The following is a 15,503-nucleotide window of genomic DNA, read 5'->3' on the forward strand; positions in this document are numbered from 1 at the left end:
ACACTGGCGGGCTTCGGCCCGCCGTTCATCGGGGAAGAAACAATGCTGACACCGGCACAACGACATTTTCAACGAGTCATGGCTGAACGCCATGGCAAGGCAGATGATCTGTCAGAAACAGCGCGTACTGCGCACGAGCAAATTCTGCACCGCATGCGTATGGATATGAGTGCGCTGAAGAAAATTCAGGGCGAACAGGCAAAAGCCGCGCTTAAACGCCAGCTGCTACCCAATTACGAGGGGTGGATTGAAGGAACGCTGGAGGGAGACAGCGGGCGACAGGATGAAGTGATCACGCGCCTGATGATTTGGGCGATTGATATTCGGGATTATCCGCTGGCCGTGCGCATCGGGCGGTATGTCATCGCGCACAACCTGGCAATGCCAGACCGGTTTAACCGCACGGCAGCGACAGCGCTGGTCGATGAGATTTGCGATCCCATTCTGGTGCAGGTCAAGGCGGATGACAGCACTGATATTAAGCCATATCTGGCGGTGCTCGATGAGGTCCAGGAGATCACTGAAAACAGCGATATGCCAGACGTCGTACGGGCCAAGCTGTATAAAGCCCGCGCTTTTGCATTGTGCAACGGCACTGCGGATGAACAGGCGACTGCGCTGGAGTTGTTGCGTCGCGCTCTGAACCTCGACTCCGGCGCCGGGGTGAAAAAGCTGATCGATAAGCTTGCCAGGCAGGTAAAAAAAGCCTCTGCGGAAAATGCATCAGGCAGTGAGGGTGCAGACCAGAGCGGGGGCGAAGGGGGCAATAATCAGGCTGCAGCAACGCCGGAAGTGACGGTGCCAGCTGCCAAAAAGCCAGCCACCAAAAACAACCCCGGAAGCACAACACGTAAAACGGCGGCCCGCAAAACAACGACGAAAAAGCCCACCGCCGATAAAAAATAACCGACTTGCGCCCCGTGCGCTGGCGGCGCGGGCGGAAATCTGCAACGCATCGCGTTAGCTTTTCTCCGTCCGCTCACCGCCAACCTTTTCTGGAGACTACACGATGAGCCTTGTGGCCCCTCGCACAGTTACCTCCTCTGCGGAGGATGTGCCGGACGTGGATGACGGCGGAGAGAAAGTCACCGCCGGGGAGTTCTGGCCCGAGATAGTACTGAGCAACGTCCGTAAGGAGATGCGGATCACCGGTGCGGTTACCACTTCGCGTTTAAAGCAGGTGGTCATTGAAGCCGTAGCCCACACAGCTGATCAGCTGAAGCAATGGCAGGCTGAACAGATTGGGGCCGGATATGCCAGTTTGGCCGCCGTACCGGCCATGGTGATTAACGACGAGAGCGTAAAGGTATATCGCTGGCGCCGCGCAGTTTACAGCATCTCGCGGGCCCTTCTGATCGAGACTTTCCGCGATGTTGACACCACGGGTGACGCGGGAGAGAAGCGCGCCGCCGCACTCGCAACCCAGGCGAATGATCACTGGCGTGATGCGCGCTGGGCTATCTCGGATATTCAGGGCGTGGTCCGTAACTCTGCGGAGGCGTTCTGATGAAAGTGAAGGCATTGCAGGGCGATACAGTGGATTTGTTGTGTCAGCGTCACTACGGCATCACCCAGGGCGTGACCGAGATCGTACTGGCTGCGAATCATGCGCTGGCCGGTCAGATCTTCCTTGATGCCGGGCAGGAAGTTGAACTGCCTGACGTCGACACCTCTGCGACAAAGGAGACTGTTCAATTATGGAGCTGATAAACCGCCTCTGGAACTGGACGGTGTACCTTTGGTCGATGCTGCTGACGGGCGTCGGCATGATGACGCAGAAGGACTGGCTGGCTTTCATTGCTGCGCTCACCGGGATCGTGGTTGCCGTGCTGGGTGAGCTCCATCGCCGCCGAATGTCCCGCATCCATGAAACCAATAATGTTCTGCTGAATGAATTGATCGATGCGATTCGGGACGATACCGAGAACCGGCAGGACGTGAAGGAGTTAATTCGGACTATCAGGGAGTCACCGCGATGAAAAGAGGAATTATTGCCTGTTCTGTTGCGGCGATTGTCTCTCTCGCAGCAGCACTCTGGCCGCAGACGCTGCGCACAAGTCCTGAAGCGCAGCTGAAGATGGCGAAATACGAGGATTGCCGAAAGACGCCGTATTACTGCCCGGCAGGTGTGCTGACCGTAGGCATGGGGTCGACCAGCAACGTGCAGAACCGCGAATACGCCGAGCGCGAGATCGCCGAGCGATGGGTGAATGACCTGTTTCGTGCTGAGAAATGCGTAAACCGCGAGTTTAATGGCGCAGCTGCACCACAACGGGTTTTCGAAGCGCTCACTGACGGCGCATTTAACGTCGGTTGTGGTGGTCTTGGCTGGTACACCAACAAAAAGGGCCAGAAGGTCAGAACAACAATCTGGCGCAATGCGCAGGATGGTAACTGGCAGGGCGTTTGCGAGCGACTCACAGACTTTGTCAACTCCGGCGGAAAACGTATGCCGGGGCTGGAAAGGCGCCGGGAAGAGTTTCGGGACTGGTGCCTCTCAGAGCCTGAGCTAAAGGGGGGGAAATGAAAGCGCTGGGTGTATTTACCGTTTTTATTTCCCTTCTGCTGGTCCTTGCAGGCGTCAGGCTGACGCTGGAGAGCAGTAAACGAGAGGCCGCAGAGACGGCACTTGGAGAAGCTAACCAGAAGCTTAAGCAAACCGGTGATGTGCTGGACGAGGTCAGGGCGTTACGTAACGACGTGAACGAAGTGGCTGCTGGTCTGAAAACACTGGCTCAGAAGCGTAGCGATACAGGGGAAAAGCGCCGTGAAAATATCAAAACTGAGCTGGCCGGTGATAAATGCGCCGCTGTGCCTGTGCCTGACCGTGTGGCTGACAGCCTGTACCAGCGAGCCGCCGAAGTTGGCGCCGGTGATTATTCAGGAACCTTTACCGGAAAGCCTGACGGCAAAAACTGAAACGCCAGCACCGCCAAAACCAATGACATACGGGAGCCTCGCTCCGTGGTCCGATGCGCTGCTGGATGCGCTGGACACATGCAACGCCGATAAGGCGGGTATCAGAGAGCTGGAACTGCGGCGAATCGCCAGGGGGATAAAGTGAAAAAAGCAGAGTTGATGCGTGAAGCCCTGATAGCCGGTAACACCTGGTGTAAGGCCAACCCGGAGCAAATCACCGTCTGGGTGGAAAAAGGCAATATCGGGATTGAAGCGACCGGCGAACCGTCTTTCATGTACCTCTACACCATCAATATTCTCGCCGTGGAATTCCCAGGGGCGGTTGATGATCTGATGCTGCCGATCATGGCCTGGGTCTGGCAATATCAGCCTGATTTACTGCTGAATCCTGACAATAACCGCAAGGTGGAGTTTGACGCTGACATTATCAGCGACGACCTGGCCGATCTTCTGTTCAAGGTGCCGGTCTGGGAGCGCGTCATGGTGGAAACCGTTGACGGGAAGCCCGTCGCGAAGCACCTGAGCGAAGACCGCCCGCGCATCAATGGCGGAGAGTGGGAAGTGGTATTTGGCGGAGGAGAGCTGGCATGACCGATGATGCCGCGCTGTTTCATCAACTCGATCAGGTTTTTGCAGACATCCTGTCCGCAATGGCGCCAGCGAGCCGGTTGCGTACTGCGCGCGGAATAGCGACTACATTACGCCGTAGCCAGAGCCAGCGCATCGGGAAGCAGACAGCTCCGGATGGCACGAAATACCAGAAGCGTCATCGCCGCGTCTTACGCTCCCAGGCTGGGATCGGGTTTGTCTGGCAAGGTGAGGAGCGTCGTCTGAGGAACTGGCGGGCAACCCGTGGAAGCCGGGGACGCATGCTGACAGGCTTTGATGAGGGGAAAGGGGCCGTTCGCTCGTTCTATCGCTCTGATATTGAGCGTTATCTTGATATCAGTTTCAGCGAGACGCGCCGTGATACCACGAAAAGCGATCCTATGTTTCGCCGACTGCGCACAACCCGTTTTCTGAAAGCAAGAGCGACTTCTGAGGGGGCTGTAGTTGGTTTTTCGGGCGCTGCTGCCCGCATCGCCCGCGTTCACCAGTACGGGCTACGGGACAGGGTAAACGACAGTGGCGCGATGGCCAGCTATCCGCGCCGTGAGTTGCTCGGCCTGAGCAAGGCGGACCGCATGGCTATTGCCCGGCAGGTCATTGATTCTCTGGGGGTGAGCTGATGGATCTGGCTGAAGTCATTCGCCTGCTGGAAAACATCGTTCGCACCGGTATGGTGACGGAGATTGACGAGGAAAAGTGGCGGGTAAGGGTAAAAAGCGGAGAGCTGGATTCCACCTGGCTGCGCTGGAACGCACAGCGTGCAGGCGCTTTCAGCTTCTGGGTGCCGCCGTCTGTTGGCGAGCAGGTATGGTTCCTGTGCCTTGGGGGTAACACTACCGCTGCGATCATCGGGGGAAGTCTTTACAGCAACGACAATCCGGCGCCAGGTATATCGGCAAAAGAAATGATCGTGACCGCGCCGGATGGAGCGAAGTTTCGCTATGACGCAGAAGCAGGGGCTTTGCAGGTCAGCGGCATCAAATCAGCAACGATTGAGGCGTCGGTTAAGGTCTTGCTGAAAACGCCGCTGGTCGAGTGTACCGAGATGCTGAAAACCAAAAATTTCACCGTTACGGAAGGCGGCAAAATGCAGGGGGACTTTACGCACTCTGGTGGTGCGTTCATCTCAAACGGTGTCCAGGTTGATGATCATGGTCATGGTGCCGTGCAGCGTGGTGGAAGCTGGACGGAGGGCACGAAATGACGGTGCGCTATACCGGGATGAATCCTGATGGCACGGGAACGCTGACGGATGCCGCCCACGTGTGGCAGTCAGCCAGTGACATTCTTAACACCCCGATTGGATCGCGGGTCATGCGCCGTGACTACGGCTCTCTCGTTCCTGATCTGATTGATGGCCCACAAAACGACGTTACACGCATGCAGCTGATGAGCGCAGTGGTTATTGCGCTGGCGACATGGGAGCCGCGGATCACACTGAGCATCGTGGATGTGCGTTATTCGCAGTCAGGAGCAGTGGAGGCGGGATTGTCAGGGGCTCTGACGGAATCTATGGAACAGCAGACGACAACCTTAACACTCAGGAAAAGCAGCAATGGCAACAGTTGATTTGGCGCAGCTACCGCCGCCGCAAATTATTGAGGTGCTGGATTTTGAAGTGATTCTGGCGGATGTCAAAGCCGTCATGATCGCGGCTTTCCCTGATGAACAACAGGCTTCTGTTGCCGCTGCGTTAAAGCTTGAGTCTGAACCCCTGACCATACTGGCGCAGGTGATTGCCTACCGGGAATTAATGCTGCGCCAGCGAATCAATGAGGGGGCTGCGGCCTGCATGTTGAGCCATTCCGTCTCCACCGATCTTGATAACCTTGCGGGTAACCTGAACACCGAGCGCCTGGTTCGTATTCCGGCTACCGAAACCACCGATGCAGAGATGGAAAGCGATACCGCACTGCGTCTGCGCGCGCAATCCGCTTTTGAAGGGTTGAGCGTTGCTGGCCCTACCGGTGCATACGAATATTTTGCGAAGAGTGCCAGCGGAAAAGTTGCAGATGCCAGGGCAACCAGCCCCTCACCCGCTGTTGTCGTCGTGTCCATTCTGTCTACCGAAGGGGATGGCACGGCGAGCGACGAGCTGATCGCAACAGTAAACGACACGCTCTCAGCGGATGATAAGCGGCCTGTCGCCGACCGGCTAACCGTCCAGTCAGCGGAGATTGTGAATTATGAAATTGACGCTCTGCTTTATCTCTATCCGGGGCCGGAATCTGAGCCGATCCTGAGTGCGGCAGATAATGCACTGCGGACATGGCTGGGAGCGCAGGGGAAAATCGGTCGCGATGTTGCGCGTTCGGCCATTATGGCCGCTCTGCATGTGCAGGGGGTGCAGCGCGTAGTTTTGCTGAATCCTCAGGACGATATCGTGATCGATGATACCCAGGCGGCACGATGTATTTCGCACACCATCAGCGTAGGGGGAACGGATGAATAACAGCCTCCTGCCGCCTTCAGCCAGCACCTTCATGCGGAATGCGGAGAAACCGACGGCGCGGATCAGCGGTATTCCTGTCGACCTTCGAAAGCTCTGGAATCCGGATGAATGCCCCGTGGAGTTTTTACCCTATCTGGCCTGGGCGTTGTCTGTTGATCGCTGGGATAAGCGCTGGTCTGAACAGACCAAGAGGCAGGTAATAAAAGCCTCTTGGCTTGTCCATCGCCACAAAGGCACGATTTCAGCGCTGAGGCGCGTTGTTGAACCTTTCGGCTATTTGCTGAGGGTGATTGAGTGGTGGCAGAACGGCGAGGAGCCAGGCACTTTCCGGCTTGAAATCGGCATTCAGGATGAGGGGATCACCGAGGAAACTTATCGGGAGCTTGAGCGCCTGATCGACGATGCAAAACCCAGAAGCCGTCACCTCACCGGCCTTTCGCTTTCGCTTCAGTCTCAGGGTTATATCGAGATAGGGGCGGGGTGTTACGTGGGTGATACGCTGACGGTATATCCCTATTTTCCTGAAACTATCGCTGTGGGTGGCAATGACTACACCGGCGCAGCAATCCATTTAATTGATACCGTGGAGATCGCAAGTGGCGACTAAATATCTTGCCCTGTTGACCAATATCGGGGCGGCAAAACTGGCAAAAGCCACGGCGTTGGGTACGAAAGTTGAGATTACCCAGCTGGCCGTTGGTGATGGCAATGGTGTACTGCCTACACCGAATCCGGCACAGACTGCCCTCGTACATGAGTTACGCCGCGCCCCTTTGAATATGTTGACGGTGGACCCGGCGAACGCCAGCCAGATCATTGCGGAACAGGTCATACCGGAAGACGTCGGCGGGTGGTGGATTCGTGAGATCGGCCTTTTCGATAAAGATGGCGATATGGTGGCGATTGCCAATTGCGCTGAAACCTATAAGCCTCAGTTGCAGGAGGGGAGCGGGCGCGTTCAGGTTATTCGCGTGATCCTGATTGTCAGCAGCACCGAAGCCGTTACGTTGAAGATTGATCCGGCTGTTGTACTGGCAACACGCCAGTATGTTGACAGCCAGCTGCGCGCGCATGAGCAGTCACGTAATCACCCGGATGCGTCAACGACAGAGAAAGGTTTTGTGCAGCTCAGCAGCAGTGTGACCAGTGACAGCGAATCGCAGGCGGCAACATCGAAGGCCGTTAAAATTGCGATGGACAATGCGAATGCTCGGCTGGCTAAAGAACGCAATCTCGCTGATTTACCTAATCCGGCACTGGCCCGCCAGAATCTGCAACTGGGTAACAGTTCGACGAAAAACACCGGTACAACTGCCGATACCGTTGCGGCGGGTGATGATGCACGTATCACCGGCGCGATGCAGAAAAACCAAAACGGCGGGGATATTCCTGACGTGGCGAAGTTTCTCCAAAACCTTCGTTTGGGAGTTGGCGCTCCTGCCATCGGGATTCCGTTCTTCTGGCCGTCCTCGGCGATGCCTAATACGGTCATGACTGAATGGGCTGATATGGTGTTTCTGAAATTTAATGGGGCGACGTTCTCCGCGTCCACTTACCCTAAGTTAGCACTGGTGTTTCCTGGGCTGACGCTACCTGAATCACGCGGCGAATTCCTTCGTGTTTGGGATGACGGGCGTGGAGTTGACAGTGGACGAGCACTGCTTTCCGCACAACTTGACGCGATGCAAAATTTAACAGGCAATATCGGCGATGCCCAAACATCAGTCAATGCTGCTGTTAAATTTACTATCGCGAGTGGTGTTTTTTCCGCTGTTACTGGTGTGAGGAATTCAATTGGCAATACAACCATAATTGCAGACACTCCAAATAACCCATCATATGTTTCTTTTGATGCTTCACGGCAAGCAAGAACATCCACTGAAAACCGTCCGCGTAATATTGCATTCAACTTCTTGGTAAGGGCTAAATAATGAAACCTGTTTTTGATGAAAATGGCCTGGCAAACGAAGCTGGTGATATCCGCTGTTTTTACTTCAATCCTGTAACCTTCGAATATACCGGCTGGTCTGATGAATACATTAACGTTGGCGTAAGCATGCCTGGGCATTCAACAGACATTGACCCTGGTGATGAAGTGGCGGGGAAAGTAGCTGTATTTAAAAGTGGCGCCTGGAGTCAGGAAGAAGACCATAGGGGGGAGATTGTCTACTCAATCACTGACGGAATGCCATCCACCATTGATTATATTGGTCCTGTTCATGATGGCTACACTACCACCGCGCCTTCAGGCTCGTATGATAAATGGGATGGTGAGAAGTGGGTAACGGATACTGATGTTCAGCACGCGGCAGATAAAGAAGTAGCAAAACAACAACAGCAATCTCTGATAGATTCAGCATTGGCATCAATCGGCATGATACAGCTTAAATTACAGGCAGGGCGTAAATTAACCACTGCTGAAACTACGAGGCTAAATTCTGTTCTGGACTACATTGACGCGGTGGAGGCAACTGATACCAGCACCGCGCCAGATATTAACTGGCCTCTTCCCCCGGAGTGGTAGGCCAAACGGGGTTTTCGGTATCGACTCGCATCAGTAATACCCTGTATCTTTTCCATTCTGACAAAGCGGCGGTTTCTTCTTCCGTCGCTACTCCTGCATCAACAGCATCCTGACGCCAGTTAATCTCTGAGTCAGCCCGCATACGTAAGTTGGCCTTTTTTAATTCAGCGACAGCGCTAAGTTCTTCCTGAGTTGGTGGCGGAATATCTACCCATGCTGGCATTCCTGCTATTACATTTCTGTATTTGCCTTCAGGTGGCTCCTGCATGAATTCAGTTGCAACAGAGTCTTCTATTTCTATTCCATCATTTGGCCACTCTCCTGCCTTTTGATAGGACGACTTTAGCTCTACAGGAAAGAAAGCATTTTTCTTGGCACTGAATACATATTTTTGCATGTTAACGTCCTATAGAAATATAACTAAATCGGTATTGCTGAGAATTGTCACTCGTTGATACACGCCATGACGAATTGCTGATATGTTCAAAATTTACAGAAAGTACAGGCGTAAACGGTCCAGAAGGATTTGACTGGACGGCATCAGACATAACGCTGATAGAAATCAAGGGTTGAGTCGGAAACGGTATAGGGAAGTTACCGCTGATAAAACGAGTCGTGTTTCCTGAATATGTACCAAACTGCACAATGTGCCCGCTTGGTAATTTGAACCACCCTGTGCCAGATGCAAAAGCGCCCATATCCGGTATCTGATTTGTACCTGTCCCCACCTCTCTTTTTGCTGCTTCTTTCAAACCAACGTTTGCCGGAAGACATGGTTACTTCTGACGGTGCGGTACCTAACCTGCAGTACAGCCAGAAATGACGATGCTCGATACAATGCGAGGGACTATGGCATCTAAATAAAGGGGGTTTTTATGCTGATCGGGTATGTAAGGGTGTCAACAAATGACCAGAACACCGCGCTGCAAAGAAATGCACTGGAAAGCGCAGGATGTGAACAAATATTTGAAGACAAAATAAGCGGTACGAAAGCCGAGAGGCCGGGGCTTAAGCGTTTATTACGGACCTTATCGGAGGGTGATACGCTGGTTGTCTGGAAGCTTGATCGTCTCTGCCGGGTCAGCGCCACCTGGTGACCATGATCGAAGAGCTACGCAATCGCGGTGTTAACTTCCGCAGCCTGACAGACAGCATTGATACCTCAACACCTATGGGGCGTTTTTTCTTTCACGTCATGGGGGCGCTGGCAGAAATGGAGAGAGAGTTAATCGTTGAGCGCACCCGCGCCGGTTTGGTTGCAGCTCGTGCAGAAGGACGGATAGGAGGGAGGCGACCAAAACTGACAGAGCAGCAATGGGAACAGGCGGGAAGACTGATCGCCGCAGGGGAGAAACGACAGCGGGTGGCTATTATTTTTGATGTCGGAATATCGACACTTTATAAAAAGTTCCCTTCAACAAGAAGGGAACATGAAGGGGCTTAAGGCATTATTAAAACAGGCCGTTGAGCGAGTCTTTCACCTGGTTTATCGCATTATTTGCACTCGTCTTTAACCCGGCCAGGGCATCGCTGACGGTCGAGCTTTGCAGCTTCTCCCTGTAATCCGCATCGACACGGCTCAGGCTGAGGGTAAATTCGATTTTTTTTGGATTCCCAAATCGGTCGAACTCAGACTTTCCCCGCTCCAGACGTGTTAAAACGTACATACCATAAATACGCCCCGTACCCTCAATAAGCGGCCATGGGCGCCCTGCGTAGCCGACAGTTTCAAGGGCTGACAGCGAGAGATTTCCACCGGTGATTTCCGGGTAAAGGACGCCTGACAGCGTTATATTGTTATCACCAGCGCCAATGTACTGCCAACCGGCTGACTGGTTAACCCGCTCGTTTTTTACGTGCCTCCACTCCTGCGAGTGCTGGAGTTGCTGGTAAGGGGTGGTGCGCAGCATAAAAACGAACATTCCAAAAACCATCATCATAATCGTCACCTATTCTCTGTCGCGGAAAGAACCACGGTTAATTCTGCCGGTGCTGGCCATCGCATCACGCACAACATTGCGCATCATTCTTTCCAGCTCCTGATCCGTGCGTTTGCCAACATCGTTAAAGATAATGTTAAAAATTGGGGCGCCGCCGGTCGGAGCGGTAACGGGAGCTGATACCGGGGCCTGTGTGGCGGCTGTCGCGGAAATAATGCCGCCAGCTGCGGGCGTTGCCACTCGAGGTACTGATTGCGGTATGACACGCGCTTCCTGATATGCGCCCCGCAAAGCTAGGGCACGCGGCAGGTTTTTGAAAATAATGTCACCCGGTCCGACTTTCTTGGTGTTGTCAGCGGTTGCTTTTGTATTGTCTGCGATGCTTTGCAGACGTCGTTGCGTACCGGTATTTCCTGATAGCGGTGAGGCCGCAGGTGGTGCGCCAGTAGCAACTGGCGACTCTGCTTTTTTGGGGGACCAGTTCCATTCCTTCTGGACCATTTTCTTTTGCTGTGGGTCCCACTCCCATGAAACTGGTTTTTTGGGCGCGAGATCGTTGACTTTGGCTCTCGCAGCGTCAATTCCGGATGGAATTAAACCCAGCTTTTCCAGCAAAAGGCTGACTCCTTCAGTCAGCAGTCGCAGGGGGGTAAAGAGTAAATTCAATGCGGTACCGAGTACCTCACCAAATGTTTTCCCGGCACTGGCGCATTTGTCTAGAGCATCACGAGAAAAGTCTATAGGGGTGAATAACTGGCTAAACCAGCTCCATAACTTAGATACACCGATGCCAATTGCATCAAACAATGGGATTAAAAACGAAAACGACTGAATCAGTGGTGACAGACCCAGACTGATACCTGTAAACAGCCCGGAGAAAAACGCCTTGATAGGCTCCCAGAATCGCAATATGAGCAGGCCGGCGGCAACAAATGCCGCAACAATAAGGCCAGGAACGCCGAGTAACGAGGCGAGAATTACCCGTAAACCAGAGAACGCAACGCCAAGTGTCGATACGCAACTGGTCGCTGTGATCGATGATATACCAATCATGCTTAAGGCCAGCCGGAGCTTCGCCAATGGGCCGAGAATGAAACTCGCTGTTAAGCTTGCGATGCCAAGAGCACCGACAAGTACCATAATCGCGCCACCAATCAGGATAAATGTCTGTGTCAGGCGGGGATTTTCTTTAACCCAGGTGCTGGCGGCAGTAATCAAGTCGCTGAGTCCCTGAGTAAGCGATCGCAGAGGGCCATCGGTGGTCTCTTCGACCTGAATGCGGAAACCTTCCCATGCGCTGTCCAGGTTTTTCAGATCACCGCTGAGGTTGTCAGCCATGACCTTCGCCGCCTTCTGCGCTTCACCCTGAGAGCCTCGCAAATCAGCTAGGAGTTTTTGCAGCTCACCGCTTCCGGCAGACTGAACTAAAGTTTGAAGGGAGTTTGCAGCCTCTTCACCTGCAATATCTTTGAAAAACGAAAGTTGATCTGTATTTCCATATTTTTGCGTAGTCCTAAAAAGATCGGTCAATACGTTCTCAATAGGTCGCATTTTCCCTGTGGAATCTGCAACTGTAACTCCCAGTTCCTTCAGGGCATCTTTTGCTTTGCCAACTGGAGAAGCTAGACGTGAGAGAGAGGCCCTTAAACCAGTACCAGCCATACTGCCACGGATGCCCTGAGCTGCCAGCATTCCGACCATCGCGGCTGTTTCTTCTACGCTTATGCCTAATTTTTCTGCGCCAACACCCGCGTAAGTCATTGCTTCGCCAATTCCTCGCAGGTCGGTGTTTGTACGGGTAAATGCTGCGGTCAGCACGTCACTGACCCTGTTCATCTCCTGTGAGTCAAGGCGAAACTGCGTAAGGATGTTAGAGCCAATGTCGGCACTTTCACCAAGATCCATGCCACCGGCGAGCGCCATATTCAGAACGCCAGGCAATGCAGCCTGAATAGCAGCCGGAGTAAAGCCAGCCATTGCAAGAAACGCCTGCCCGCTGGCTGCATCGCGCGAAGTAAATGCGGTTTCGGCACCGAGTTTTTTGGCCTGCGCACGCAGGTCTGCCAGTTGGGAGGCGTCTTTGTTGAGTCGGGTTAATGCCTGAACGCGTGACATTTCCTCATCGAAACCAATCGCAGGCGCCAGGAATGATCCGCCAGCGTAGCCCGCAGCAGCAGTGCCTAGCATCATCCCCATGCCTGCCCCGCGAAGCTTGCCCGCAGTCTCTTTAGCTCGATCATACCCGGCCTGTGCTTTTTGGGTAGCAGCCAGCTGGCGACGTTCGCGCTCAAGTGTCTGGTTGTATTGCTCCGTACGCCTGATGGCACTTTGGATAGCGCCGCTCCCGGTGGTGAGGTTAACGCCATGCTGACGCACTGCCTGCGCGGCTGTGCGCAGCTGCGTTGTTTGCCTGCCGTAGGTTTCAGTCAGCCGGGAAAGTTTGGTACGAAGTGACTCAAGTCGCGCCGTCTGGGCTTCAGTAAGCTGACCGCCTTCGCGTTGTTTCTGGTTGAGGCCGTCAAAGGCTCGCTGGGTGCTTTTCAGCTTCTGCGCAGTATCATTGGCTTGCGAGCGCAACTTATCAAATGACGCTGCGCTTTTTTCCAGGTCTTTGATTGAGGACTGTGTTTTTTTGAGGGAGTCGGAAAGGCCGCCAATGGCTTTACTGGCGGCGTTGACCGGGCGGGTGAGCTTGTCAATTGCACTGAACGCAACGCGAATACTAAGATCCATCGTCGTCATCCTCCTTCTCATAGTTACCGCTTCTGATGGCCGCCCGTTCGCGCCAGGCCATCAGCTCGCGCAACTCCATGCTGTGCATTTCGGAGGGCGGCCAGTGAAATATCACAGCGATGTCGGCGATCAGATCGTCGACATCACTGAATACTGCCTCTCTTACTTGCTCGCCGTCGCCGCCTCGCTCGGTGCGGACGGCGCCGCTTTCGTCAAAAAAGGCGTGATTTCTTCGCACAGAGCTGTAAAGTCGCCGGTCGCCATTGAGGAAATATCGGTGGTTGTCAGCTGAGGCGCAGTGACGCGAGTCAGTAGAGTTGATACCGCGTCATAGTCGAAGTTGAGAACATCAACCAGACGCAGCCCGCGCAGTGAGCCAGCCTGCTTGATTGTGTCGGTGATTGCGACGGATTTAATTTCCTGGTCGCCGCGTTTAATGGGTTGGCTGAGAGTTACTGACATTATTCATTCTCCGGGCGGCCAGGCTGGCCGCCATTGGTAGTGGTTAAAAAAGATTACTGGCCGAGACCCAGGGCGGACGCAATGCGGTCCGGGTAGAGACTCTTGCCGTTGCGCTTGTAGATGAAGTTCAGCAGGTCGATTTCCAGCAAAGGCTTGTCATCCACGGACAGCTTGTAATACGTATTTTTGAGCGCATAAGTATGGCTGGTGTCATCACCCTGCTTGGCTTCGCCCTGGTCGACTTCGGTGATACGTCCGCGCATCTCGACTTCAAGCAGGGAGCTTGTACCGCCGCTGTAGATCTCACCGACAAAGCGCGTGCGTAGTTCGTCAATATCCCCACCCCATTTCAGGATCAGCTCCTCGACCATGCCGCCAACAACCATTGATGCATCCAGTGCGCCTGAATCAAGGCCGAGGTCAACAGCAGCGGAGCCAAGCATCCCGCCACCCTGGTAATCTTCCGTTTTACGGGTAATTTTCGGGAGCGTGACGCTGGGGATCTTCCCGATGTAGTTGTCGCCATCGACAAACATCGTGAACAGGCGGAGTTTCTTCGGAATAGCCATTTATGCACCTCCCAGCGATGCAAAGGCTGGTTCGTAATACTGATCGGTAAACGTCTGGACCAGCGTCAAGTTTTCCAGCGGTGGTACGGGGCTGTAGTTGTAGCGAACAACCGCTTTACCCTGGCGAATACCGGTGGTTGGGTTATCGACAATATCAAACCAACATGCCGCACCAATCAGTTTGCCAGCAGTGACCAGCGCCTGAAGCTTGGCATTGATCCCGCTTACAACGTCTTTGACGTTAGCCGGGGTAAGCGGTTTATCCACGGTGGTGAATTGTGCTTCCGCAATGCTGTCCGCAAGAATTTGAGCCGTCCGGGTAAACACCTCGAAAATATATTCTTCGGTGTCGGTGGTACGGTTACCCCAGAACCGGAAGCCATCGCGTTTGATCAGCGTGGTAATCTCGTTAGCGTTCAGCTCGTTAGCGTCGGAGTCCTCCGCCTGTAACGCCCAGAACACGTCTTTGGAGATACCCAGGACGTTTTTCACCGCAACGTTAGAAAGTGACTTGTGCCAGCCCTGCTCATTATCAATCAGTGCCCGCAGGCCAAGCGCATAGGCAACAGCCGGGAATTCTTCATTAACGCCGGTCTGCGGGTTGAAGGCGATGAAGTTGGGCCAAATCATCATCCCTTCACGCTCGGCGAACTGCTCGCGGTAGGTTTTTGCTTCGGCAATAGTCTCGCAGCCATCACAGTAGCTGTAAGAGAATGCACGCAGCTGTTTCGCAATTACGCGCAGCTGCGCGGTTACTTCCTGCGTGTCGTACATCGGAATGCCGAGGATGCGAGGGCGATAACCGGTTTTCTGCTCTGCGGTCAGCAGGGCAAACATCCCGGTATAGCTTCCGTCAGCCTGTGTGCCACCGATAATGAGCTGGGATTGCGTTTTGGCATTTTCTCCTTCCTTTGCTTCAGCGACACGAACAACAATTACACGCGTGCTGACCTGGTCGGAAATAGCCTTGAGAGATTTATACAGTGAGCCTGTTTTGCCCGCCTTACCCAGCACGCTAATCACGCGAGTGATCAGGACTGGCGTATCAAGTGGAAAGGTGAGGGGATCGGCATCATCGGCCACCGCAACCAGACCAATGACCGTTGAATCAATGTCATTGATCGCGGTCTGGAGGTCGGTGTTTTCTTTGGTGCGCGCCCCGTGGAAAAAGTTGTCGGTCATACTCTACCGCCATCATGTTTAGTGAGTTCATGGTGATATTCGCTGAATTCCGGGCGGCAGACACGTTGCGATGGATGTCGCAGAAAGGCGACAACAAAAGGCTGTTTGTCCTA

The 15,503-nt window shown here is 53.9% G+C and carries 22 protein-coding genes and 1 pseudogene; 15 read left to right on the top strand and 8 right to left on the bottom strand.

All coding sequences use genetic code 11. From position 1 onward, the window contains the following. The first annotated feature begins 42 nt into the window (after positions 1–42). The 14 genes from gpM (at position 43) to N7268_RS19195 (ending at position 8,504) form a co-directional block, all read left to right on the top strand. Positions 43–906: a phage terminase small subunit gene (gene gpM, locus N7268_RS19130; RefSeq protein ID WP_131445423.1), complete on the top strand. Its 864-nt coding sequence runs from the start codon at positions 43–45 to the stop codon at positions 904–906. A gap of 103 nt (positions 907–1,009) precedes the next feature. After that, entirely contained in the window at positions 1,010–1,507 is a 498-nt protein-coding gene (locus N7268_RS19135; protein WP_023305074.1) for a head completion/stabilization protein, read from the top strand. Then, positions 1,507–1,707: a tail protein X gene (locus tag N7268_RS19140; protein WP_000864915.1), complete on the top strand. Its 201-nt coding sequence runs from the start codon at positions 1,507–1,509 to the stop codon at positions 1,705–1,707. Before N7268_RS19135 ends, N7268_RS19140 begins: the two co-directional genes overlap by 1 nt. Next, positions 1,698–1,979 carry a hypothetical protein gene (locus tag N7268_RS19145; protein WP_000420349.1) on the top strand — a complete coding sequence of 94 codons (282 nt, stop codon included), beginning with the start codon at positions 1,698–1,700 and terminating at the stop codon, positions 1,977–1,979. The genes N7268_RS19140 and N7268_RS19145 overlap by 10 nt, the downstream gene beginning before the upstream one ends. Next, positions 1,976–2,527 (top strand): lysozyme, encoded by a 552-nt coding sequence (locus N7268_RS19150; protein WP_204192080.1) that lies wholly within the window; start codon positions 1,976–1,978, stop codon positions 2,525–2,527. The genes N7268_RS19145 and N7268_RS19150 overlap by 4 nt, the downstream gene beginning before the upstream one ends. After that, on the top strand, positions 2,524–2,919 hold the full coding sequence (locus tag N7268_RS19155; RefSeq protein WP_039268396.1) for a hypothetical protein: 396 nt from the start codon (positions 2,524–2,526) through the stop codon (positions 2,917–2,919). Before N7268_RS19150 ends, N7268_RS19155 begins: the two co-directional genes overlap by 4 nt. Before the next feature lie 141 nt (positions 2,920–3,060). Continuing rightward, positions 3,061–3,510 carry a phage tail protein gene (locus N7268_RS19160; protein ID WP_260864079.1) on the top strand — a complete coding sequence of 150 codons (450 nt, stop codon included), beginning with the start codon at positions 3,061–3,063 and terminating at the stop codon, positions 3,508–3,510. Beyond that, positions 3,507–4,148 carry a phage virion morphogenesis protein gene (locus N7268_RS19165; protein ID WP_010835078.1) on the top strand — a complete coding sequence of 214 codons (642 nt, stop codon included), beginning with the start codon at positions 3,507–3,509 and terminating at the stop codon, positions 4,146–4,148. The genes N7268_RS19160 and N7268_RS19165 overlap by 4 nt, the downstream gene beginning before the upstream one ends. After that, complete coding sequence (locus N7268_RS19170) at positions 4,148–4,732, top strand: phage baseplate assembly protein V (protein ID WP_260864080.1); 585 nt, start codon at positions 4,148–4,150, stop codon at positions 4,730–4,732. The genes N7268_RS19165 and N7268_RS19170 overlap by 1 nt, the downstream gene beginning before the upstream one ends. Further along, complete coding sequence (locus N7268_RS19175) at positions 4,729–5,097, top strand: GPW/gp25 family protein (protein ID WP_010835080.1); 369 nt, start codon at positions 4,729–4,731, stop codon at positions 5,095–5,097. Before N7268_RS19170 ends, N7268_RS19175 begins: the two co-directional genes overlap by 4 nt. After that, a complete protein-coding gene (locus N7268_RS19180; protein ID WP_260864081.1) occupies positions 5,084–5,980 on the top strand; it encodes a baseplate J/gp47 family protein in 897 nt (298 codons plus the stop codon). Before N7268_RS19175 ends, N7268_RS19180 begins: the two co-directional genes overlap by 14 nt. Then, positions 5,973–6,587 (top strand): phage tail protein I, encoded by a 615-nt coding sequence (locus tag N7268_RS19185; RefSeq protein ID WP_008500379.1) that lies wholly within the window; start codon positions 5,973–5,975, stop codon positions 6,585–6,587. The genes N7268_RS19180 and N7268_RS19185 overlap by 8 nt, the downstream gene beginning before the upstream one ends. Next, positions 6,577–7,911, top strand: a complete 1,335-nt coding sequence (locus N7268_RS19190) for a phage tail protein (protein WP_260864082.1) — start codon at positions 6,577–6,579, stop codon at positions 7,909–7,911. The genes N7268_RS19185 and N7268_RS19190 overlap by 11 nt, the downstream gene beginning before the upstream one ends. Continuing rightward, positions 7,911–8,504 carry a tail fiber assembly protein gene (locus N7268_RS19195; protein ID WP_260864083.1) on the top strand — a complete coding sequence of 198 codons (594 nt, stop codon included), beginning with the start codon at positions 7,911–7,913 and terminating at the stop codon, positions 8,502–8,504. Before N7268_RS19190 ends, N7268_RS19195 begins: the two co-directional genes overlap by 1 nt. Here the strand turns inward: N7268_RS19195 and N7268_RS19200 are convergent. Then, positions 8,476–8,901 (bottom strand): tail fiber assembly protein, encoded by a 426-nt coding sequence (locus N7268_RS19200; protein ID WP_177711822.1) that lies wholly within the window; start codon positions 8,899–8,901, stop codon positions 8,476–8,478. The two genes, N7268_RS19195 and N7268_RS19200, sit on opposite strands and share 29 nt — an antisense overlap. A 1-nt stretch (position 8,902) precedes the next feature. After that, on the bottom strand, positions 8,903–9,256 hold the full coding sequence (locus N7268_RS19205) for a phage tail protein (RefSeq protein ID WP_260864084.1): 354 nt from the start codon (positions 9,254–9,256) through the stop codon (positions 8,903–8,905). Between the two features lie 123 nt (positions 9,257–9,379). Between N7268_RS19205 and N7268_RS19210 the strand changes: the two are divergent. Continuing rightward, positions 9,380–9,948: pseudogene (locus tag N7268_RS19210) on the top strand (recombinase family protein). Between the two features lie 7 nt (positions 9,949–9,955). On the opposite strand, the gene N7268_RS19215 reads toward N7268_RS19210, so the two are convergent. Genes N7268_RS19215 through N7268_RS19240 form a run of 6 tightly spaced genes read right to left on the bottom strand, consistent with a single transcriptional unit; the run spans position 9,956 to position 15,390 of the window. Then, positions 9,956–10,444 (bottom strand): phage tail protein, encoded by a 489-nt coding sequence (locus N7268_RS19215; protein WP_260864085.1) that lies wholly within the window; start codon positions 10,442–10,444, stop codon positions 9,956–9,958. A gap of 9 nt (positions 10,445–10,453) precedes the next feature. Next, positions 10,454–13,177: a phage tail tape measure protein gene (locus tag N7268_RS19220; protein WP_260864086.1), complete on the bottom strand. Its 2,724-nt coding sequence runs from the start codon at positions 13,175–13,177 to the stop codon at positions 10,454–10,456. Continuing rightward, complete coding sequence (locus N7268_RS19225; protein WP_149022286.1) at positions 13,167–13,415, bottom strand: GpE family phage tail protein; 249 nt, start codon at positions 13,413–13,415, stop codon at positions 13,167–13,169. The genes N7268_RS19220 and N7268_RS19225 overlap by 11 nt, the downstream gene beginning before the upstream one ends. After that, positions 13,340–13,639 (bottom strand): phage tail assembly protein, encoded by a 300-nt coding sequence (locus tag N7268_RS19230; RefSeq protein WP_010835089.1) that lies wholly within the window; start codon positions 13,637–13,639, stop codon positions 13,340–13,342. The genes N7268_RS19225 and N7268_RS19230 overlap by 76 nt, the downstream gene beginning before the upstream one ends. Before the next feature lie 53 nt (positions 13,640–13,692). Further along, entirely contained in the window at positions 13,693–14,208 is a 516-nt protein-coding gene (locus N7268_RS19235) for a phage major tail tube protein (RefSeq protein WP_010835090.1), read from the bottom strand. Continuing rightward, entirely contained in the window at positions 14,209–15,390 is a 1,182-nt protein-coding gene (locus N7268_RS19240; protein WP_010835091.1) for a phage tail sheath subtilisin-like domain-containing protein, read from the bottom strand. It lies immediately after the preceding gene. Positions 15,391–15,503 lie beyond the last annotated feature (113 nt).

It is taken from the genome of Citrobacter sp. Marseille-Q6884, assembly GCF_945906775.1.
GTDB lineage: Bacteria > Pseudomonadota > Gammaproteobacteria > Enterobacterales > Enterobacteriaceae > Citrobacter.